Origin of the sequence: Bacillus thermotolerans, assembly GCF_000812025.2 — a bacterium.
In the GTDB taxonomy this organism is placed as follows: domain Bacteria; phylum Bacillota; class Bacilli; order Bacillales; family Domibacillaceae; genus Quasibacillus; species Quasibacillus thermotolerans.
Map to the genome: position 1 here is coordinate 1 of NZ_JWJE02000044.1, position 21085 is coordinate 21085.

The following is a 21085-nucleotide window of genomic DNA, read 5'->3' on the forward strand; positions in this document are numbered from 1 at the left end:
TAAAAAAACCTCCTCTTTCACGTATTCTGAGGAGATTCTACATATTTTTTCACTGTTTGTCCATTGACAGAAGACTTTATCAACAGAATGAAGCCTCCGACTAGTCGGAGGCTTTGGGTTACACGGTGTATTTTTCCACTTCAATCAACCGGTCCGCGGCTTCACGCTTCTTCTTGATTAGGTTCACCGGTGTATATCTTGTCAGCTTGCGAAGAACAGACAGCATCATCCGCAGGCTATCGCCTTCCTCTACCGCAATCAACGTTTCTTTCGCATGTGCTTCTATTTCATTAAATGCTTCTTGACAATAAATTTGTGTGTACAGCAGCTTTTGTTTCGCTTTTTCTTCCCCTTCTTTATTGAGGGCTTTTTCTGTGCGCAGGACGACCGATTCCATCGCATAAATATGATTAGCTAAGTCAGCGATGTTCGCGAGAACCTCCTGCTCCTTCTCCAATGCCTTTCCATATTTCTGCACGGCAAGACCGGCGGCAAGAAGAGCAATTTTCTTAGCATTCTTTACTAAATACTTTTCTTGTGCGAGCGGTGCATCAGCAACTTCCTCTGGCATGAGCATCAACACTTCTTTCTGTAATGCTTGCGCCTTCTCGAACAGCGGCAGTTCGCCTTTCATGGCTTTTCGGACGAAGGTACCCGGCACAAGCAGGCGGTTAATTTCGTTCGTGCCTTCAAAAATGCGGTTAATTCGGGAGTCACGGTACATTCTAGCAATTTCATATTCCTCCATGAAGCCGTAGCCGCCGTGGATCTGCACTCCCTCATCGACAACGTAGTCGAGCACCTCAGTTCCGAAAAACTTGCCGAGTGAACACTCAATGGCATATTCAGCAATTGAAGCAGCGGTTTCGCGGCCATCTTTCTGCTCCTCCTCTGACAGCTGACTCATCCGGTCTTCAAAATAACCAACCGTTCTATAAATAGCGCTTTCGCTCGCATAAATTTTTGTCGCCATATTAGCCAGCTTCTCTTTAATGAGGTTGAAAGAAGAAATAGGCGTCTTAAATTGCTTGCGACCATTTGCATACTTCACGGAAATATCCAACGCTCGTTTAGCACTGCCGACTGTACCTACTCCCAGCTTGTAGCGGCCGATATTCAAAATATTGAAGGCAATCACATGACCTCTTCCAGCCTCCCCGAGCAGGTTCTCCTTCGGCACTTCTGCATCTTGAAAAATGAGTGTGCGGGTGGATGAGCTTTTAATTCCCATCTTATCTTCCTCTGCTCCTGTCGACACGCCTGGGAACTCTCTTTCTACAATGAAAGCAGAGAATTGATCGCCGTCAATCTTTGCATACACAACGAACACATCAGCAAATCCAGCATTTGTGATCCACTGCTTTTCTCCATTTAAAATATAATGAGTTCCCGCTTCATTGAGGCGGGCTGTTGTTTTCGCTCCAAGCGCATCAGATCCGGATCCTGGCTCGGTTAAAGCATAGGCAGCAATTTTCTCGCCTACAGCTAGAGCAGGCAAATACTTTTGCTTTTGCTCCTCATTACCGAACAAGACAATCGGCAGGGAACCAATGCCTACATGAGCACCATGTGTAATTGAGAAGCCGCCGGCCCCTGCCATCTTCTCGGCAATCAGTGCAGAACTAATTTTATCTAAGCTGAGTCCTCCGTATTCTTCCGGCACATCTGCCCCCAATAAGCCGAGTTCTCCTGCTTCCTTCAGCAGCTTCACGGAGCGGTCGAATTCATGCTTCTCTAAATAAGGCACTTCCGGCATGACCTTCTCATTCACATAGTCCTCCGTTGTTTTCGCAATCATTTTTTGCTCATCCGACAAGTCCTCCAATGTGAAAATATCCTCACAAGCTATATCCTCAATTAAGAAGGCGCCACCCTTCGTTACCCTTTTGCCTGTTTGGTTGGCCATGTATGATTCCTCCCATTCTCTTTGTTTAGTTATCACTTATAACAGCTCAAACACACCGGCTGCTCCCATGCCTCCTCCAATGCACATCGTAACAACCCCGAATTGTTCGTTTCTCCGCTTCATTTCGTGAAGCAATGTCAGCGTCAGCTTAGCTCCCGTGCATCCAAGGGGATGACCTAAAGCGATGGCACCTCCATTGACGTTCACTTTTTCTTCATCTAATCCCAGCTCGCGAATGACCTGGATGGACTGGGAAGCAAAGGCTTCATTTAATTCAATTAAGCCAATATCGGACAGCTCGAGTCCAGCGAGTTTCAATGCTTTCGGTATAGCCACGACCGGCCCGACTCCCATCACCTGGGGCGGTACGCCGCCTACAGCAAAGGAACGGAACTTCGCCACCGGCTTCAACCCTAAAGACGTTGCTTTCTCCCGCTCCATGACCATTACTGCTGCAGCCCCGTCACTTGTTTGTGAAGAGTTACCCGCCGTTACTGTTCCGGTAGCGGAAAAGACCGGACGGAGCTTAGCCAGCACCTCGGGGTTCGTTCCTGGACGTACTCCTTCATCCTGAGTGAAGCTGAATTTTCTCTCCGCTTCCTGATAATTTTCATTCACATAGCGCTGTGTCACTTCTACAGGCACAGTCTCATCCTTGAACTTCCCTTCTTTAAGCGCCCTTGCAGCCCGCTGGTGACTCCTTACAGCGAAAGCATCCTGCTCCTCCCGGGTAATCCCGTATTTCCTTGCTACTTCCTCTGCGGTATGCCCCATCCCCATATAATATTCAGGCATTTCTTCCGCAAGACGAATATTCGGGCGAACCACGTGGCCTCTTGTCGGCACAAGACTCATGGATTCCGCTCCACCGGCGATAATCGTTTCTGCCTGGCCGGTCATAATACGTTCTGCCGCATAAGAAATGGCCTGCAGACCCGATGAACAGTAGCGGTTGATCGTGATGCCGGGTACCGTGTACGGCAGACCGGCCAAGGCACCGATATTTCGCGCCATATTCAGCCCCTGCTCTGCTTCCGGCATAGCACATCCCATGATAATATCATCGACTTCTCCTTCGTAATTCCCCGCACGCTTGAGTGTCTCCTTTACTGCCAATGCACCGAGGTCGTCTGGACGCACATTTGCAAGAGATCCCTTTTTAGCCCGGCCTACTGGTGTTCTAGCGCCGGCCACAATGACTGCTTCCTTCACTTCTTCCTCCCCCTTCCACCGTTTATTATCAATTACGCAATGGCTTTCCGTTGATTAGCATATGCTGCATCCGCTGCTGTGACTTTGTCTCTTCAATTAAGCTTAAAAATGCCTCCCGTTCTAAATTCAGCAAGTATTCCTCCTCAACTTCTGTTCCAAACGGCACTTTACCGCCCGCAATTACGTAGGCAAGCTTAGAAGCAATTTTAAAATCATGTTCTGAAATGTAACCCGACTGTACCATAGCCCGCGCTCCTAATAATAGCGCGGCATAGCCCGTTTCCCCCACAACTGGAATTTTCTTCTTAACAGGCGCCCGGTAGCCGCTTTTGTAAAGGTGCAAAGCGGCTTGCTTCGCATCATAAAGAAGATGGTCCTCATTGAAAGTAATAGCGTCCGTCTTAGATAAGAAGTTATTCTCCCTCGCCTCTGCCGCAGAAGTGGACGTCTTTGCCATTGCAATCGTTTCAAACACTTTATTTGCTACCTCCTGCAAGTCATAGGACACACCATTGGCCATCTGCTCTAAATGTTTTATATAGAGCTCTTTATTGCCTCCTCCGCCAGGGATCAGGCCAACACCTGTTTCTACAAGTCCCATATACGTTTCCGAGCTTGCCTGAATGTGCGCAGCCGGCAAACATACCTCCGCTCCGCCGCCAAGCGTCATAGAAAACGGTGCCGCTACAACAGGCTTTTGGCTGTATTTAATTTTCATCATGGCTTGCTGGAAGGCTTTTACAATCATGTCGACCTCCCACAGGTTATCATCCTGCACTTCCATTAAAATCATAGCTAAATTGGCACCTACGCAGAAATGCTTGCCTTGATTTCCAATGACTAGCCCCTTATAATTTTTCTCCGTTTCCTCTACTGCATAATTGATCATTTGAACGATGTCCAGGCCAATAGCGTTATTCGGCGAGTGAAATTCGAGAAGGACAATGCCGTCTCCAATATCAATGAGGCTTGCTCCGCTATTGCTCTTCAGCACCTTGCCCTGTTTCTTTAAGCGCTTTATATCAATGACTTTTTCATTGACCGGCACCCGCTCATAGCGGCCATTATAATAGAAAGACCTTCCTTCTTCTTCCTCTTGATAAAAAGAAGAGTGCCCGCTCTCTACCATTTCTTTCACCCAGATCGGCACCGCTCTTCCGTCCCGTTTCATTCGCTCTAAGGCTGTCTCCACTCCGATTGCATCCCACATCTCGAACGGACCCAGCTCCCAGCCAAATCCCCACTTCATCGCCTGATCAATAGAAACGAGATCATCAGCTATTTTACCGACATGCTCAGCTGCATAAAGAAGAACAGGAGCAATCGTCTTCCATAAGAAGGTTCCTGCTTGATCGTCCGCATAGAGAAGTGTTTTCAATTTGGCTTTTGTTCCTCTCTGCTGCTTTGCCATTTCAGTAGAGGCCGTCTTTAATTTCCTTCGCTCCCCATATTCCATCGTTTTCGGGTTCAATTCGGTAATGGTTTTTCCTTCTTTTTTGAAAAAGCCCTGGCCGCTCTTTGCTCCAATCCATCCGTTTTGGCGCATTTGAAGCATAAACTCAGGTACGCGGAATACCTCCTTCTCTTCTCCTTTTGCCTGTTCGTATACATTGTTGGCGACATGGATAAAGGTATCCAGCCCCACCACATCCAGCGTGCGGAACGTGGCGCTTTTCGGGCGCCCGATCAACGGTCCGGTAATGGAATCAATCTCCCCTGCTGACAGGCCAAAATTCTGCATTTCCTGAACAGCCTTCAGCAGCCCGTATGTACCGATACGGTTAGCGATGAAATTTGGTGTATCCTTCGCTATAACAACTCCTTTGCCGAGGGCATCTTCACCAAATGTCTTCATATATTCAAGAACTTCTTCGTCCGTGTATTTTGTTGGGATAATTTCAAGAAGCTTTAAATAGCGCGGCGGATTAAAAAAGTGGGTTCCGAGGAAATGACGTTTAAACTCCTCTGAGCGGCCCTCTATCATCGCCTCAACCGAAAGGCCTGATGTATTGGAGCTTACGATGCTCCCTGCCTTACGATGGGCTTCGACCTGCTCAAACAGCTGCCTCTTCACGTCAATTCTCTCTACAACTACCTCAATAATCCAATCTACATCCTTTAGCTTTTCAAGGTCGTCTTCTAAATTTCCAGCGATGATGAGCTGAATGTTCGCTTTTGAAGTAAGCGGTGCAGGCTTTTGTCTCATCAGCTTTTTCAACGCTCCCTCCGCCAGCCTGTTTCTTACTTGTTTATCCTCTAACGTTAAACCCTTCGCTTTCTCTTCTCCCGTCAATTCGCCTGGCACGATGTCAAGCAAAAGCGTAGGAATACCAACATTCGCTAAATGAGCCGCGATCCCCGAGCCCATCACTCCTGAGCCTAAAACAGCCGCCTTTTGAATAGGCTGAACCATTACAATGACCCCCTTATCTTGAATGAATGCTCATTCATTTTTCTACTAATAATATAACCTACCTGACTAAAATTCGCAACAATTAAAAAGAAAATTTAGAAAATTTAAATAGGAAATTCCATCATCAAAAAACGCCTCCATTCTGATTCTCGGCGAAAAGAATGGAAGCGGAGCATTAAGCTTATTTTTCTTTGACGGGTACACATGTTTTAGGGCAGGTTTTGCAATTCTTGGCGCCCGGCTTATCGAGCAGGTAGCTGAAACAGCATGTCATCCGCGGCCTGATTTTCTCATCCCGTCCCTCCACCTTTACCTTCGTCTGGCTATATCTAGCAAGAGGATTATTATTGTAATCACCAAACAGCGGAGCCTGTTCATTGCCTAGAAGCCACTCAAAGTCTGCTTTCGCCCGCTCCTGTATATCAATCAATGTTTGGTCGTTCTGAATAAGCTCATATAGACTAAACACGCGGATAAATACATTTTCCCAGATAATCAAATCAGAGAGCTTCGTTGCTTTCTTTAAAGCAGCAGCTACTTCTCCTGTATGCCTGATCCATTCATCAGGTGTTCCGCTTTCAGATAAGGAAGTACCCACTTCGAATTTAGGAAGCCACTTTCCGTCATTTTCGTAATGAAGAAATTGGGCTTCAACTGCCTGCAAGGACGGCACCTTCCGGAATATAGACCAGGAAGCCAGGGCGCCTCCGAGCAGAAAAGCATAGCGCTTCATAAAGATAGAGCCCGCCACCTTCGGCTTATCACTGCAAATTTTCTCCCTTGATTCTTTCAGAAATCTATTCAGCTGGTCCGGGTCCGTTAAGCCGGAAAGACGGATGTCCCCTTGCCCCGGTTCCTTTATTAGAAAGCGAAATCGCTCTTCAAGAAACTGCTTTTCTTCTTCTGTCCACATGCTTTCTTCCCCTCCCTTATACATATATCCTTCTTTTTATCTAATCAGATCAGGCGTAATTGTTCAAATGGTTCTTTTTCATTGTAGAAGAGACAATAAAAAAATTCAATGAATTTGAAAATCATTATCAATTATAGTTGACATTGATTCTCAATTACATTATTCTAAATATGAGAACAGCATTACTAGTCCCATTGCTGCTTCTCTCACCCGAAAATGTGCACGTCGACTGTGCGGTGGCCATCCCGTGCAGTCCCCCTCTTTTTTAACACAAGCCGGAGGAAAGCGAATGGAGCTTCAAACAGCTGTCACCCGTGTTTTTTCTATAGTGTTGTTATTAGCGTTACGCAAATGGCGCTAATTATAGAAGAAAGGAGTCTGCTCCCCCCGCAGACTCCTTTCTTCTATTCTACTGACTGTACTGACCTTAATAATAGAGAGTATGAACCTTATCACATTTTATGCAAGTTTCATAATAGGTATTTCCTTTAAATTGATGATGACAGCTTTGCTCGATAGCTTTTAACTCACTGTGTAAGAGAGCAAGATTTGCTTTCAATTGATTAATCTCTGCTTTGATTTCCTGTGTTGTCCTATCAGCTAGCCTCTCCCTTATCATCGGTAGATTTCTCCTCCGCTCTGTTTGAATTGCTCTGCCTTTTCCTTCAGTCCCTTTTCGATTGCTTTCTCTGCATCGAGATCATTGTGCTTCGCGTAATTCCGAATGTCCTGTGAAATTCTCATACTGCAAAACTTCGGCCCGCACATGGAGCAGAAGTGAGCGGTCTTTGCTCCTTCTGCAGGCAGCGTTTCATCATGGTACTCTAGAGATCTTTCAGGATCCAGAGCCAGATTAAATTGATCTCTCCAGCGAAATTCAAAACGAGCCTTCGAAAGAGCATCGTCTCTTTTATGGGCTCCTGGATGTCCTTTAGCAAGGTCTGCAGCGTGAGCAGCAATTTTATACGTTACAACGCCCGTACGCACATCATCTTTGTTTGGCAACCCTAAGTGTTCTTTAGGTGTTACGTAACAAAGCATAGCTGTACCATACCAGCCGATCATCGCAGCACCGATGGCAGAGGTGATATGATCATACCCTGGTGCAATATCTGTTGTGAGAGGACCTAATGTATAAAATGGAGCCTCCTGGCAAACCTCCAGCTGCTTTTCCATATTCTCTTTAATAAGGTGCATAGGTACGTGTCCCGGTCCTTCTACCATTACTTGTACATCATGTTCCCAAGCAATTTTTGTTAACTCACCTAATGTTTCTAATTCAGCAAATTGCGCTTCATCATTCGCATCAGCAATAGAACCTGGACGGAGCCCATCACCTAAGGAAAAAGAGACATCATAGGCTTTCATGATTTCACATATTTCCTCAAAGTGCGTATATAGGAAGTTTTCTTTATGGTGATATAAGCACCATTGGGCCATGATCGAACCGCCGCGTGAAACAATACCTGTTACACGCTTAGCTGTCAGCGGTACATAGCGCAGCAGTACGCCCGCGTGTATAGTGAAATAGTCCACTCCTTGCTCGGCTTGTTCAATGAGTGTGTCGCGGTATACTTCCCACGTTAAGTCTTCGGCTACTCCATTCACCTTTTCAAGCGCTTGATAAATGGGCACCGTCCCCACCGGTACAGGCGAATTGCGGATGATCCATTCCCTCGTTGTATGAATGTTTTTTCCAGTTGACAAGTCCATCATCGTGTCTGCTCCCCAGCGCGTAGCCCAGGTCATCTTTTCCACCTCTTCATGGATAGAGGAAGAAACAGCAGAGTTGCCAATGTTTGCATTTACTTTCACATGAAAATTGCGTCCAATAATCATCGGCTCAGCCTCGGGGTGATTAATATTGGCAGGGATGATGGCGCGGCCCCTAGCTACTTCTTCCCGTACAAACTCTGGAGACATACTTTCTCTAAGCGCGACAAACTCCATTTCTGGTGTAATGATTCCTTGCTTAGCATAATGAAGCTGTGTCACGTTTTTGCCTTTCTTTGCCCGCAACGGCTTGCGCTTTAACCCAGGAAATTGCTGATCATTAGCGCGCGGATCATTGACATCCTTATAACCGTTATCTTCAGGCTTCACTTTGCGGCCCTCGTATTCTTCTACGTCTCCTCTCCCGTGAATCCAGGAGTTGCGGAGGGCTGGGAGACCTTTCGTGATATCTGCCGAATAAGCGGGATCGGTGTATGGTCCGCTTGTATCATACACACGTACCGGCGGATTCTCTTCCTCGCCAAAGCTGCCAGCTGTCGGGCTTTGTTCAATTTCCCTCATCGGCACCTGTATATCAGGCCGGGTTCCTTCAATATAAACCTTTTTGCTTCCTGAAAAATTGGACATGATAGAAATGTTTTTCTCATTTAATGAAGTTGGGTGCATAGAATTCATCTCTCCTCTAAATATGACATCTTTGCATTCAGAAAGAATAGCACCCAGCGAGCGGAAAGGTGAAAATAAACATAAAAAAACCGGTATCCATTCGTAATCGGACCCGGCTCATGTATGTATACAGAAGAATACTACATTGATGATGATTCTAACTTCCCCACGCTGGTATGAACCAGATCAGGTCCCAAGAGTCAAGAAACTTCCTCGCGTTTCTTTCTCAGCCCAGCTCATTGGACTCCCCTAGTTATCACTATTCAATTCAACTTCATTATACCTCAGGAAACAAAAAAGTAAATAATTTTTTATACTATTTAGAATATTGTTCTTTTTATAAAATGTATGCTCCGCTCATATAGCTGTTTCTTCTGGCTTCAAAATGCCTTGTGCTGCTAGCTTTTCTGATAGCACGGCCCCCTCCATCGTGGCAAAATGATCTGTCTTTGTATAATTGTCCGCAAGTAACTTCTTGTCAATTTGCTTCTGAAATCTGCTTCTGCCGTTTTTTGTCTAAATGAAAAAGACGACTGCAAAAAAGCTGACCGCGAAAACCGGTCAGCCAGTTTGCTTCGTTCCGTTTGGATCTGTCTGTTCCTTTGGCATAATAATCTTCTTTAGTTCCTCTTTCTTGTCTTTCTTCGCAAGAATATACAGCACATCATTAGGTTCGAGCATGGTAGAGCCTTCAGGAGTGATTAATCTTTCGCCGCGAATAACGGCGGTGATAAGCGTTTTTGGAGGCAGCTCTAAGGATTGAATCTGCTGATGGGCTACCTTGGAACCTTCAAGAATTCTTATTTCCATCATTTCGCTATTTGTCTTGCCAATTGAAATGAGCTCTAGGCTATATGCTGACTGTTCCTTCTTCCCTGGTCCTGCTGCTCCTAACAGCTCCGCTGCCTTGGCAATCGTCGTCCCTTGAATAATAGTGGACAGCAATACAACGAAGAAGACGACATTGAACATGATATGCCCATTTTCAAGTCCTTCAACGAGCGGATATGTGCCTAGAATAATTGGTACGGCACCTTTCAGGCCAGCCCATGAAATAAACAGCTTCTCCTTGACGGCCATTTTAGTAAACAGCAAGCTGATGAATACTCCGAATGGACGAGCAATGACCATGAGGAAAATAGCGAGGACGATCCCCTGCCAGGCCACATCTATCAAGTCTTCCGGAAAGACAAGCAAACCGAGAATCATGAACATGAGAATCTGCATCATCCATGATAAGCCTTCACTGAATCCAAGAATAGAATGCCGATACGTTAAATCAGAATTACCCAAAATAAGAGCCATTACATATACTGCTAAGAAGCCGCTTGCCCCCATCATTGTCACTATACTGAAAGTGAAAATCGCTAAGGCGATCGATAAAACTGGATAGAGACCAGAAGAGTCGAGGTTAATTTTGTTGATGACCCATACGGAGATCCTTCCGAATAATAAGCCAAATATTAGACCAAGCCCCATTTGCCAGAAAAAGCTGGCGATTAACTGGAAGGGTTCAAAGGAAGGGGATTGAATCACTTGAATTAAACTAACTGTAAGGAAAATCGCCATTGGATCGTTGGACGCTGATTCTGCTTCGAGCACGGTACGCAGCTTGGGCTTAATGTTTTTACTGCCGAGTACACTGAATACAGCCGCTGCATCTGTCGAGCCAACAATGGCACCCACAAGAATGCTTTCTGCCCAGCTTAAGCCGAGAATAAACTTGGCGGCTACCCCCACCGCTACCGTGGTAGCAACCACTCCAAGTGTGGCTAAAGATAAGGACGGCTTGTAAACGGTCTTTACACTGCCCCATTCCGTCTGCAATCCGCCTTCAAATAAAATAATAACGAGTGCGAAGGTGGCGATCAGCTGAGCGAGCCAAGCATTGTCAAAGAAGATAAAGTGGCTCATCACCATGCCGACCGCCATGAAGAAAACGAGAGATGGAAGGCCAATTCTGGCGGAGAACTTGGCGCTTAGAACGCCAATTAGTAATAAAAGAGATAAACCCAAGACAATGTTTTCAATGGTCAAATTCATTTTTACCCCCTTTCTATCTCTATTTTATCTTATTTTCACACTTTTTCCAAAGCAATTATCTCAATATAAAAACTATTTTTAATTATGTCTTTAACCTTTTTTACCCAGATAGCTCTGAATGTCACCTCCTTTATTCTATGTTACTTAATTGTATGATATCATACAATTAAGTAACATAGAAAGGAGGAAGGAAGCTCTGGAATATGTGGAAGCTATAAGGGATAAGAGGCAAATTCAATCTATAAAGAAAGTGTTAAAAAAGTCTTCTGCACGCGATTACTTGCTCTTTGTTTTTGGTATCAATACGGGGTTAAAAATTACAGAATTACTCAATATAAGAGTGAGTGATGTAGTTAGCGAAAACCAAAAGGTCAACGACTACTTAAAACTTTATGATGAAGGGAGCGGTGAAACGAGATTTATTTATTTAAACAGTAAAGTAAAGAAAGCACTTAAGGAGTTTCTTGCAAAGGATAAATGGGAAATGACTGCTTTTTTATTTCATTCATCTAGGTCGTCTCAGCCCATTACCCGGCAGCAAGCCTATAGAATTATTCATGAAGCAGCTGAAAAGGCCGGTGTAACAGTGAAAGTAGGAACACAATCCATGCGGAAGACATTCGGATTCCATGCATTTAAACAAGGAGTAGCTATTTCTCTTTTGCAAAAATACTTCCACCACTCCACCCCCTCGGAAACATTGAAATATATCGGTGTTTCTAAAGATGAACCGGTCCGCACAGAAATAGATGTAAATCTGTAAAATAGCCTTGTATATATTTGCTCTTCAAGCGGAGTATCTCAATACCGCTCCCCTAAGGAAAGGCTTATTTCTCAGGAGATACAGATCCCATTCTAATGACCGAGCAGACCATGCGCGAAACAAACGGGAAGATATGGACTTGTCAATTAAGCATATCTTCATCTTTCCTTTACTCATTTATTAACTTTTAGGAGGCATTTAGGATGAATATTAGAGAAAGTGAACTTCCAGGGATTGGTTATAAGTTTGAAATTATCACGAAAAATGATGACAAGCTCGTTGTCGTGATCCACGATGATGGACGGAGAGAAATTTATCATTTTGATGCGGATGATCACGAGGAAGCTGTCTCTGCAGCTACTTTCACAGATGAGGAAGCCAGACAAATTGCAGGGATTTTAGGAGGAATGAGATATAATCCTAAATCGTTAGATACAGTCGATTTTACATTTGATGACGACTTAATTATTGAATGGTACCAAGTAGAGCCGGGTGCTCCAGCTATTAACCGAACGATCGGTGAAGTTGATATTAGAAGCAACTTCGGTGTAAATGTTATTGCCATTAAGGAAAAAGGCACAAAAAGAACGTACAACCCAGGTCCAGATACCATTATCGAAGCTGGCGATACATTAGTCATTTCAGGAGAAAAAAATCAAATAAGAAAGCTGATAAGCACTTTATTATCTAGTAGAAAGTGAGGAACATGAATGGACAATCTAGTCTTTGAAGTTGGTACCGCACTCGTACTAATTGCTGTCACTTCCCTTCTTGCCAATAAACTTAATTTTTCTATTATTCCGTTCTTAATTGTTCTAGGGATGCTCGTTGGACCTCATGCCCCGACATTTGGATTGATTGATCTTACCTTTATTGAAAGTAATGAAATCATTCAATTTCTAGGACGTATGGGTGTCCTATTCCTGTTATTTTATCTGGGGCTGGAATTCTCTGTAGGAAAACTGGCGAAGTCAGGACGAAGTATTGTGGTAGGCGGGACCGTCTACGTAGCTATTAACTTCGTCCTCGGGCTTCTATATGGATTTCTTACGGGAATGCCATGGATGGAAACTCTGATCATCGCTGGACTTCTCAGTGTCTCTTCCAGTGCGATTGTCGCTAAAACCCTTGTCGATTTAAAAAGAACAGCCAACCCCGAAACAGAACTGATCCTTGGGATTATTCTGTTCGATGATATCTTTTTAGCTTTATTCTTAACCACGATGTCAGGTGTTTTACTTGCCGGTTCCACGTCTGTTTTTGGCATCATTACCTCGGTCCTTATCTCAGTCGGCTATATGCTGATGTTTTTCGTTATCGCCCGCAAAGGGACTCCTCTACTAAACAAATGGTTAAATATCAAATCAGATGAAATTTTCATTATCGTTATTTTTGCTATTCTGTTCTTCGTGGCTGGTTTCTCAGAAACCCTTCATGTAGCGGAAGCAATCGGCGCTTTACTGCTGGGCCTAGTCTTCTCTGAAACAGAGCATAGAGACCGAATTGAACACTTGGTTGTTCCATTTAGAGACTTCTTCGGCGCCATTTTCTTTTTCAGCTTTGGCTTAAGTATTGACCCGTCAACATTAAGCGATGCTATTTGGTTAGCTTTAGGGGCTGCTTTAATTACTATTATAGCGAATGTTGTTGCTGGGATGTTTGCTGGAAGACAGGCAAAGCTGTCTCACAAAGCTTCCACAAACATCGGTCTAACTATTATGGCACGCGGGGAATTTTCTATTATTGTCGCCAACTTGGGAATTGCAGCAGGATTGAGCCCGATTTTAACTCCTTTCACTGCTCTCTATGTCCTCATTCTTGCTATTGCAGGACCACTTCTAGCAAAAGAAAGCAAAAACGTATACAAGCTTTTAAACAAAGTATTCAAATGGAGTAAAGTTTCTGAAAAGAAAAAAATAGAGGTGCCTGGGGAATAAGGATTTTTCATACCTGTCCCAAAAGCTTAGCCATTCTGTCTTTATAGACAAGCTGTATAGCAGAGATTACTCACGCCCTCTCTATATTAATAAAACCACGTGGACACTTGGATAGCTCCTCATTCACTTTGCCTATTCAGGAGAACCACTTATTCAATATCCCTTCTTCTTTCATAGTATGTAATACACCATACAATAATATGGCATCCTTTCAGCTGACAACACAAGCAGTACTTTGTTGGCTGAAAGGATTTTTTCTCATGAAGATCCACCATTTTAAAACAAGCGCCTATTATTTTTACAATTAATGTAACTTTATAACGAATGATGTGTTGAATTTATGTTTCATTCTATGCAAACCGGATATATATAAAGCGTACACCACCACCAAACACTTCACCAAAAGGAGAGGAAAACAAATGGCATCAAGAAATGAAGAAAACAACAAAAAGATGAGTGTAGAAGAAGCTGGACGCAAGGGTGGAGAAGCTACTGCCCGCAACCACGATAAAGAATTCTATCAAGAGATTGGCAAGAAGGGCGGAGAAGCTACCGCTGAAAATCACGGAGAAGAGTTCTATAAAGAAATTGGTGAAAAAGGCGGAAACGCTCGTGCTGAACAGAGAGATTCAGAGTAATATCTACTGTAACTAATAAATTAAAAGTTTAACTTTATTAGAAAAAGGAAATAGAATCCATGAACGATTCAATACACAAAAGGAGATGTTCAACATGGCAAAAAACAACAATAACAACAATGAAAATAAAATGAGCTTAGAAGAAGCTGGACGCAAAGGCGGAGAAACCACTGCTCAAAACCACGATAAAGAATTCTATCAAGAGATTGGTAAGAAGGGCGGAGAAGCTACCGCTGAAAATCACGATAAAGAATTCTATCAAGAAATCGGCCGCAAAGGTGGAGAAGCTACTTCTGAAAACCATGATAAGGAATTCTACCAAGAAATCGGCGAAAAAGGCGGCAATGCTCGTGCTGAGCAAAACGACGACAACTAATAACGGTTATTTGTAAAAGACTTTGTTAAAGAAAAATAGATAGAAAGCACTAAATAATCAACGGAAATAGATTCTAAGTTAAGTAGGATTCATTAAATTAAAAGGAGAGATAACAATATGGCACGAAACAACGACAACAATAACGAAAACAAAATGAGTTTAGAAGAAAGCTGGACGCAAGGGCGGAGAAACCACTGCTCAGAACCACGATAAAGAATTCTATCAAGAAATTGGCAAGAAGGGCGGAGAAGCTACCGCTGAAAGCCACAATAAAGAATTCTACCAACAGATCGGACAAAAAGGTGGAGAAGCTACTGCCGAAAATCATGGTGAAGATTTCTACCAAGAAATCGGCCGTAAAGGCGGAGAAGCTACTTCTGAAAACCATGATAAAGAATTCTACCAAGAAATTGGTGAAAAAGGCGGCAACGCCCGCGCTGAGCAAAACGACAATAATTAATAATTGATAAAAAAGCCCCGGAGCTGCCGGGGCTTTTTTAATGCTGATTCTCCTTTTTATAACGCTGGTGGATATTATTGTGTTTGTACGTTGCTCTCGTAAATTCCGCTATCTCCATGGACAGTGCTAAATATCTTTCCTTAAATAGCTCCCCGAAATGATCTTTTATAATCTCAAATAATTCATCACCGGCAGCGGATACTTCTTCTTCTGCCCGGCCAGCGCCGATTTTCATTGTAGCATGAACGAAGGCATCATCCTCTGTTCCATCCGCTACACGATAATCTTTCAACTCTATTGCTCGAGAACGGATGCCCCCGATTGGAAAGACATCTCCTTTAGCCACAAGAGAATCATTGATCTTTTGTAAAAGATCAGGGATATTTGCTCTTTCTTTTATATTGTCCGTGTATTCAATAATGACGTGCGGCATCTTTTCCCCCTCCTCTTCTATGTCGCCTGGTTAGAAGCTGCTTGAGCCGCCTCTGAAATACCGAACGCTTCATCACCAACAATCGTATTTACAAGTCGGCCAAGCCCTTCAATTTCAGTAATGACTTCATCCCCCACCTTTGTATCAACCGATCCTTTCGGTGTACCAGTTAAAATCAGATCGCCTTCATTTAAGGTCATAAAACTGCTTAAATATTCAATCAAGTAAGGAATGTCAAACACCATATCTTTTGTACTGCCTTCCTGAGTAAGATTCCCGTTGACGTATGTTCTTAAGGCGAGATTCATCGGATCAGGCACATCGTCTTTGTCGACAAACCACGGGCCAATAGGCGTACATGTGTCGCGGTTTTTCACCCGCAGATTCGGCCGGTAATAATTCTCCAGGTAATCGCGGATGGCATAATCATTCGCAATCGTGTAGCCTGCTACATAGTCATACGCCCTATCTCTTTGAATGTTGCGGCCCGTTTTTCCAATGACTACAGCTAGCTCGCATTCGTAGTGCATATACGTCACAGCAGCCGGACGGCGTGTCTGGCCGTGGTGTCCAATGAATGTGTTCGGTCCTTTTAAAAATACAAGCGGCTCTTCCGGTGCTTTGAAAGACAGCTCGGCCGCATGGTCTGCATAATTTAAACCAAGCGCAAACACCGTCTTCGGCTCAACCGGCGGCAGCCAGACGACCTCCTGCTCGGTTACTAGCCGGCCATCGTTCAGCCGCAGCCCTTTATCCGCTTCTACCGCTTCATGAACCGCACCTGCGTAAGCCACTCTTGCCCTTCTCATCGAATCCCCTCCTTTGTAAGCTCCTCTTCACACATAACGTGGTTTTCTAATATACCGATCCCATCAATCTCAATGCGAACTGTATCTCCCGCCTTCACGCGAGGCGCTCCTTCCGGTACACCCGTCAAAAGAACATCTCCTTTATGCAGTGTCATAAACTCAGTTACGTCCGCTAACAGCTGGGCAGCTGGGCGGATCCAATGGGCTGTCGTATTCTCCTGGCGAAGCTGGCCGTTAATATACACGCGGATGCTCACTTGGTTAATGTCTGATACCGCTTCTTTATCCGTTATCCACGGGCCGATCGGACAAAAGCCATCTCTTGCCTTTTGCTTAATTGCTGGCCGGTAGACACTGTCATGCGGAATACTCACATCATTGGCGACCGTATAGCCTGCTATATACTCAAGAGCTTCCTCCTCCCTTACTCTGGTAGCTGTACGGCCAATGATAAGAGCCAGCGAGGCGCCTACTTCCAATTCTTCCTCCCCACTTGGAAGCGGGATAGGCCGTTTGTGGCTGTTCATTGTATTCAACGGCTTGATATAAAGAATGGGCGCTTGTGGAGGGGCTTTATACGGTGCTTCATGGACGGCTTCGCCTAGAGCTTCAAGCGCACCCTGATAATTTAAGAGTGTGCCGTACACGGTTCCAGAAACCGGGACATCGGACGGGAGCTCATTCACTTGGAAAGAGTCTCCTTTTCTTTCAACAACTTCTTCAGGTACCTTCACATTGCTTTCGTCTGGCTGCAGTTTGTCTTGTCGTTTTGCCTTTACCATCTCTTCACTCCTCACAGGGGAAAAGGGAAGCCGAGTCACAGCCTCCCCTTTTTCCTATTAAAAATAAGCTCGTCATTAAATGACCATTTCGTCGCGCTGTATATAATCATACATACCGGATGTCTCTCTATATCTGCTGTATATATGTTCTATCCATTTGATTTTCACTTCTTTGCCGGATATATCAGTCAAACAATCCTTCAATTGAATGAGCAAAGTGGACTGTCGCCCTGTTGACGACATTTGCTGGCAAACCCCCATGTATAGGCGGCCGTCTACTTCAGCTTTGACCACATATACCCCTGGCTTTGGCAGACGATATTCTTCCTGTACATCTACCTTCATAAACTGATAGTTTCTATAAAACAGAGAAGGCTGTTTCACTTCCCCCATTACTTCATAGAAGTCACCTAGTAAGCGGGGAACCTCCTCAACACGCCCTGCCGCAAGCCGCTCGCGGATAGCTGTTGAACTGACTTTCTCTTCCTGATCGGTAATTTTCTGTACAGTCGTGACATCGAACAAGCCGCGTCCCGCTTCGGTTAATGTACCCATGTTCCCCTTGCCCTTATGGCCGTAATGATAATCAAAGCCGGCAACGACATGCTTGCATTGAAGAGCAAGGATATACCGGCCGATAAACGCTTCGGGTGAAAGACGTGCAAACTCAGGTGTAAACTTGACGATGAACAGCTGATCTACTCCCAGCTCTCGAAAGCGCTCTTCTTTTACAGGGAGCGGTGTTAAATACGTCATCGGCTCCCGGTCAGGAAACAGGATATCCTTCGGATGAGGATAAAAGGTCATCACACTGAAGGCGTATCCTGTTTCCTTAGCTGCCTGCCGGGCGGTTTCCAAAATCCCCCGATGTCCGATATGGACGCCGTCAAAAAACCCGAGTGCGAGTACGCATGGAGTGATTTTGATTTTTTCGGTATCATCCAGCTGTTCCAAGTAGTACGTTTCCATCGATTGCACGTCTCCTTTCCATTTTCGTTAAATCAGTTGTTCCTCTGCCAGTCGTCCGTATTTGCCTTCAAAGAAGGTAAGCGGCGTCCCATCCTGAAGGACAATATCCTGGACTTCACCAATGAACAGCGTATGGTCTCCAGCCACCTGTGAGGAATGAACCTTACAGACTACGTTCGCCAGTGCTCCTTTCACAGTGGGCACGCCTTGAATATATTCAAATTCGACTTTCTTTTCTTCTTTGATTTGTCCGGCGAACAGCATGGAAACCTCCTTCTGCTCGGCTGATAGAATATTGACTGCAAAAGTACCGGATTGGTGAATTCTATCTAGCATTCTTGCTTTTTCTCCAATGGAGATAAGAACCAATTTTGGGTTGAGCGACACGGACATGAAGGCATTTGCCGTCATGCCATGCGCTTTACCGTCCACCTCCGTTGTAATGACTGTCACGCCTGTAGCAAACTTCCCCATGGCGCTTCGGAATAAGCGGTCATCCATCATATATACCTCCGTTTAAATAATAAATTCAGGCTTCTTCTGTGCCAGCTTGGCTGGCTCTGCTTTGATTTCTTCTCCCGTTTCAATATCAAGGAACGGAGAAGTTTCGTTGAACCAGCTGTCTGGCGCCTTTGCTCCCCAGAACGTCTGACGGCGCGGGTCGTTCAGCTCCCAGCGAACTGGTTCAAAGTCAGGGTCACTTGTTAGATAGTCGCCGTTATACAGCTCAATACGGTGACCATCCGGATCTCTTAAGTAAAGAAAGAAGGCGTTCGATAAACCGTGGCGACCCGGACCGCGCTCAATGCTGTCGGCGTAGCCGAGTGAAGCCAGTACGTCACAGCAGTGAATCAAGGCTAATGGATCTGGCAGCCAGTAGGCGAAATGATGCAGGCGCGGTCCCTCTCCATTCATAAACGCCTGATCATGAACGGTTGGCTTCCGGTGCAGCCATGCCGCCCAAATGCGGTCATCCTCTGTCGCCGTATATTCGGAGCAGGCAAAGCCCAGCTCTTTAATAAAGAAGTCGTACGCTTTTTCTACATCCGGAACAGCACAGTTTACGTGATCAATCCGCTGAATTCGCGCGCCCTTATACAGGTCATAGCGCTGAAGCAGACGCTCCGCCTTTTCCATTTCACAGAAGAACTCAAGCGGCATGCCTGACACATCATGAACATGGAGCGCACGGCCAATCGCATGCTGGGTGCCTTTTTCGAGCCACTTCGTTTTCAAGCCCTTTGATTTGAAGAAAGCTTCCAGCTTGTCAAGGTCCGCTTCCTTTTCCACTTTGTAGCCAAGCGCCTGGACGCCGACTTTATCAGACTGCTTGAGAACTAAGCTGTGGTGAATATGTTCTTCCAGGCCCCTTAAATAAAGGCTTCCATCCTTCGTCTCTGTTTCAATCATCCCTAAGGCGTCCACATAAAACTTTTTAGAGCGCTCCAAGTCTTTGACATGCAGGACGGTTCTTGCAATGCGGATAATATTAAAATCCATAGCTGTTTCCCCCTTTTCTATTCTGATTTGCTTTCCGTTACTAATTGTTTTCAATGAGTTCTTCTGAACGGTCTAAAAATTCCTTCACCCGGTCTACATACTCTTGCTTGTTATAGCCGTTATACAAAGCACTTGCCATTCGAACTGGATCACCGAAGAAGAAGCGCTCATACAATGTTTGTCTGGAACCGAACGCACTCATCGCTGTATCCCAAGCAAGACGGTACAGCTTCACGCGGTCATACGCATTGCCTGTAGCCGACTGCAAGTATTTATCAAGGTCTGGTCGGATTTCTGACTGGAAGTCCGCTTCTGTTGGAACAGCCATTAAACCGCTTGCGCCAAGCTGCTGGATAATTTCAGCGAAGCGCGGGTAGATTTTTGGGTAATAATGACGAGCCGCATTTAACGGTCCAAAGTCTGGTGTCATAATTCCCCACTTATCTACCTTTGCATTTGCTTCTGAAGCCGTTAAGTATGCTTTCATTGTTTCAAGAGCAATGATGACTTCGGAGACTTTTTCTTGAACGTGCTGGAATTGGCCGATATTAATCGTTTCTACCATTAATTGAACTAACCCCAGAATGTATTCTGTTTTCGCTACGTTTTTGGAAATAACTTGGTGTGTCATGTGAACGACCGCGTTACTCTCGTTGTAAGCCTGGTTACATACGTTAGAATCACCCAGGGCAAATACACGATCCCAAGGAACAACGACGTCATCAAAGACGACAATCGTATCCATTTCTTCAAAGCGTGAAGCAAGCGGATGGTCAAAGTTAGACTTGCCGTAGTCATACGACTCGCGGCAAATGAACTTTAATCCAGGTGCATTATTCGGAATAGAGAAAGCGAAAGCATATGGATTTTCTTCTTCGGACTGTTTTAGGACAGTGGAAGGGAATACCATGATTTCGTCGGTGATGGCCCCTTGTGTTGCGAGCAATCGCGCCCCTTTAATGACGACTCCTTCAGATGTTTTCTCTTTAATACGAGCAGCAATATATGGGTCTGGAAGCTTCGCCGAATTGACGCCGCGGTTTACCTGCGGCTGGATCAATGTGTGCGTTAATGACAAGTCATTTTCACGGCAGTATTCGTAATAGTTTCTCATGTTTTGAGCATAGAACGAGTCTTGCTTGCCGAACATGTCAGCAGCTGCTCCGTAAGCCATAATCCCAACATTGATATAATCAGCTGTCCGTCCCATCATTCCATTCGTATGCTTTGCCCATGCCTGCATCATTTTACGGCGCTTTTCTAAATCTTCCTTCGTTCTTGGCTGGATAAAAGATGTACCGACGCGCGCACCTGTCGTTGGTGACACATAGGTCATAATGTCTTTCTTATCCTCTTCATGCTGCATATCATACAGCTCGGCTTGTGATTTCATGACTCCTTTAAACACAGGGTGCTCGGAGAATTTTCCCTTTACTTGTTCTCCGTTTACCCATACATTGGCTTGCGCCTGGTCTACACGTTCGATGTATTCCTTGCCTGTTTTTGCTGGCATATAACTCTCCCCTTTGCT

16 protein-coding genes, 3 pseudogenes and 1 riboswitch are annotated in these 21085 nt (G+C 44.9%); of the genes and pseudogenes, 6 read left to right on the forward strand and 13 right to left on the reverse strand.

The window, feature by feature from the left end:
- Positions 1–118 precede the first annotated feature (118 nt).
- The 6 genes from QY97_RS14425 to QY97_RS14455 form a co-directional block, all read right to left on the reverse strand.
- Positions 119–1906, reverse strand: coding sequence for an acyl-CoA dehydrogenase family protein (locus tag QY97_RS14425; RefSeq protein ID WP_039232815.1), 1788 nt, complete (start codon positions 1904–1906; stop codon positions 119–121).
- 36 nt (positions 1907–1942) lie between these two features.
- The gene (locus tag QY97_RS14430; RefSeq protein WP_039232818.1) at positions 1943–3118 is read right to left on the reverse strand and encodes an acetyl-CoA C-acetyltransferase; all 1176 of its coding nucleotides are present in this window, start codon (positions 3116–3118) and stop codon (positions 1943–1945) included.
- A gap of 28 nt (positions 3119–3146) precedes the next feature.
- Positions 3147–5531, reverse strand: a complete 2385-nt coding sequence (locus QY97_RS14435; RefSeq protein ID WP_039232821.1) for a 3-hydroxyacyl-CoA dehydrogenase/enoyl-CoA hydratase family protein — start codon at positions 5529–5531, stop codon at positions 3147–3149.
- Positions 5532–5712: 181 nt separating this feature from the next.
- Positions 5713–6444 (reverse strand): (2Fe-2S)-binding protein, encoded by a 732-nt coding sequence (locus QY97_RS14440; protein ID WP_157761909.1) that lies wholly within the window; start codon positions 6442–6444, stop codon positions 5713–5715.
- Positions 6445–7059: 615 nt separating this feature from the next.
- Positions 7060–8844, reverse strand: a complete 1785-nt coding sequence (gene thiC / locus QY97_RS14450; RefSeq protein WP_039232825.1) for a phosphomethylpyrimidine synthase ThiC — start codon at positions 8842–8844, stop codon at positions 7060–7062.
- A gap of 146 nt (positions 8845–8990) precedes the next feature.
- A riboswitch (TPP riboswitch) is annotated at positions 8991–9105 on the reverse strand.
- Positions 9106–9405: 300 nt separating this feature from the next.
- Positions 9406–10887 (reverse strand): potassium/proton antiporter, encoded by a 1482-nt coding sequence (locus tag QY97_RS14455; protein ID WP_039232828.1) that lies wholly within the window; start codon positions 10885–10887, stop codon positions 9406–9408.
- Positions 10888–11083: 196 nt separating this feature from the next.
- Between QY97_RS14455 and QY97_RS14460 the strand changes: the two genes are divergently transcribed.
- The 6 genes and pseudogenes from QY97_RS14460 to QY97_RS14485 all read left to right on the forward strand — a co-directional run bounded on the left by QY97_RS14460 (position 11084) and on the right by QY97_RS14485 (position 15061).
- Positions 11084–11650, forward strand: a complete 567-nt coding sequence (locus QY97_RS14460) for a tyrosine-type recombinase/integrase (RefSeq protein ID WP_039232892.1) — start codon at positions 11084–11086, stop codon at positions 11648–11650.
- Positions 11651–11853: 203 nt separating this feature from the next.
- Positions 11854–12351, forward strand: coding sequence for a cation:proton antiporter regulatory subunit (locus tag QY97_RS14465; protein ID WP_039232830.1), 498 nt, complete (start codon positions 11854–11856; stop codon positions 12349–12351).
- A gap of 9 nt (positions 12352–12360) precedes the next feature.
- Positions 12361–13587 carry a cation:proton antiporter gene (locus QY97_RS14470; RefSeq protein WP_039232832.1) on the forward strand — a complete coding sequence of 409 codons (1227 nt, stop codon included), beginning with the start codon at positions 12361–12363 and terminating at the stop codon, positions 13585–13587.
- A 419-nt stretch (positions 13588–14006) separates the two neighbouring features.
- A pseudogene (locus tag QY97_RS14475) lies at positions 14007–14222 on the forward strand (KGG domain-containing protein); the annotation flags it as partial.
- A gap of 97 nt (positions 14223–14319) precedes the next feature.
- Positions 14320–14592: pseudogene (locus QY97_RS14480) on the forward strand (KGG domain-containing protein); the annotation flags it as partial.
- Between the two features lie 126 nt (positions 14593–14718).
- Positions 14719–15061, forward strand: a pseudogene (locus tag QY97_RS14485) (KGG domain-containing protein).
- A 37-nt stretch (positions 15062–15098) separates the two neighbouring features.
- On the opposite strand, the gene QY97_RS14490 reads toward QY97_RS14485, so the two are convergent.
- The 7 genes from QY97_RS14490 to hpaB form a co-directional block, all read right to left on the reverse strand.
- Positions 15099–15494: a 5-carboxymethyl-2-hydroxymuconate Delta-isomerase gene (locus QY97_RS14490; protein ID WP_039232841.1), complete on the reverse strand. Its 396-nt coding sequence runs from the start codon at positions 15492–15494 to the stop codon at positions 15099–15101.
- 17 nt (positions 15495–15511) lie between these two features.
- On the reverse strand, positions 15512–16303 hold the full coding sequence (locus QY97_RS14495) for a fumarylacetoacetate hydrolase family protein (RefSeq protein ID WP_039232843.1): 792 nt from the start codon (positions 16301–16303) through the stop codon (positions 15512–15514).
- Positions 16300–17085 (reverse strand): fumarylacetoacetate hydrolase family protein, encoded by a 786-nt coding sequence (locus tag QY97_RS14500; RefSeq protein ID WP_039232844.1) that lies wholly within the window; start codon positions 17083–17085, stop codon positions 16300–16302. Before QY97_RS14500 ends, QY97_RS14495 begins: the two co-directional genes overlap by 4 nt.
- A gap of 75 nt (positions 17086–17160) precedes the next feature.
- Positions 17161–18054: a riboflavin kinase gene (locus QY97_RS14505; protein ID WP_039232847.1), complete on the reverse strand. Its 894-nt coding sequence runs from the start codon at positions 18052–18054 to the stop codon at positions 17161–17163.
- Positions 18055–18081: 27 nt separating this feature from the next.
- Positions 18082–18555: a flavin reductase family protein gene (locus tag QY97_RS14510; RefSeq protein ID WP_039232850.1), complete on the reverse strand. Its 474-nt coding sequence runs from the start codon at positions 18553–18555 to the stop codon at positions 18082–18084.
- Between the two features lie 15 nt (positions 18556–18570).
- The gene (gene hpaD / locus QY97_RS14515) at positions 18571–19554 is read right to left on the reverse strand and encodes a 3,4-dihydroxyphenylacetate 2,3-dioxygenase (protein WP_039232853.1); all 984 of its coding nucleotides are present in this window, start codon (positions 19552–19554) and stop codon (positions 18571–18573) included.
- 40 nt (positions 19555–19594) lie between these two features.
- Positions 19595–21067, reverse strand: coding sequence for a 4-hydroxyphenylacetate 3-monooxygenase, oxygenase component (gene hpaB / locus QY97_RS14520; RefSeq protein WP_039232856.1), 1473 nt, complete (start codon positions 21065–21067; stop codon positions 19595–19597).
- Positions 21068–21085: the final 18 nt, after the last annotated feature.

Coding starts and splice junctions, on each gene's coding strand:
- QY97_RS14425 (WP_039232815.1), bottom strand. CDS start 1,906: ATGGCCAACCAAACAGGCAAAAGGGTAACGAAGGGTGGCGCCTTCTTA.
- QY97_RS14435 (WP_039232821.1), bottom strand. CDS start 5,531: ATGGTTCAGCCTATTCAAAAGGCGGCTGTTTTAGGCTCAGGAGTGATG.
- QY97_RS14440 (WP_157761909.1), bottom strand. CDS start 6,444: ATGTGGACAGAAGAAGAAAAGCAGTTTCTTGAAGAGCGATTTCGCTTT.
- thiC (WP_039232825.1), bottom strand. CDS start 8,844: ATGCACCCAACTTCATTAAATGAGAAAAACATTTCTATCATGTCCAAT.
- QY97_RS14455 (WP_039232828.1), bottom strand. CDS start 10,887: ATGAATTTGACCATTGAAAACATTGTCTTGGGTTTATCTCTTTTATTA.
- QY97_RS14465 (WP_039232830.1), top strand. CDS start 11,854: ATGAATATTAGAGAAAGTGAACTTCCAGGGATTGGTTATAAGTTTGAA.
- QY97_RS14470 (WP_039232832.1), top strand. CDS start 12,361: ATGGACAATCTAGTCTTTGAAGTTGGTACCGCACTCGTACTAATTGCT.
- QY97_RS14490 (WP_039232841.1), bottom strand. CDS start 15,494: ATGCCGCACGTCATTATTGAATACACGGACAATATAAAAGAAAGAGCA.
- QY97_RS14495 (WP_039232843.1), bottom strand. CDS start 16,303: ATGAGAAGGGCAAGAGTGGCTTACGCAGGTGCGGTTCATGAAGCGGTA.
- QY97_RS14500 (WP_039232844.1), bottom strand. CDS start 17,085: ATGGTAAAGGCAAAACGACAAGACAAACTGCAGCCAGACGAAAGCAAT.
- QY97_RS14505 (WP_039232847.1), bottom strand. CDS start 18,054: ATGGAAACGTACTACTTGGAACAGCTGGATGATACCGAAAAAATCAAA.
- QY97_RS14510 (WP_039232850.1), bottom strand. CDS start 18,555: ATGGATGACCGCTTATTCCGAAGCGCCATGGGGAAGTTTGCTACAGGC.
- hpaD (WP_039232853.1), bottom strand. CDS start 19,554: ATGGATTTTAATATTATCCGCATTGCAAGAACCGTCCTGCATGTCAAA.
- hpaB (WP_039232856.1), bottom strand. CDS start 21,067: ATGCCAGCAAAAACAGGCAAGGAATACATCGAACGTGTAGACCAGGCG.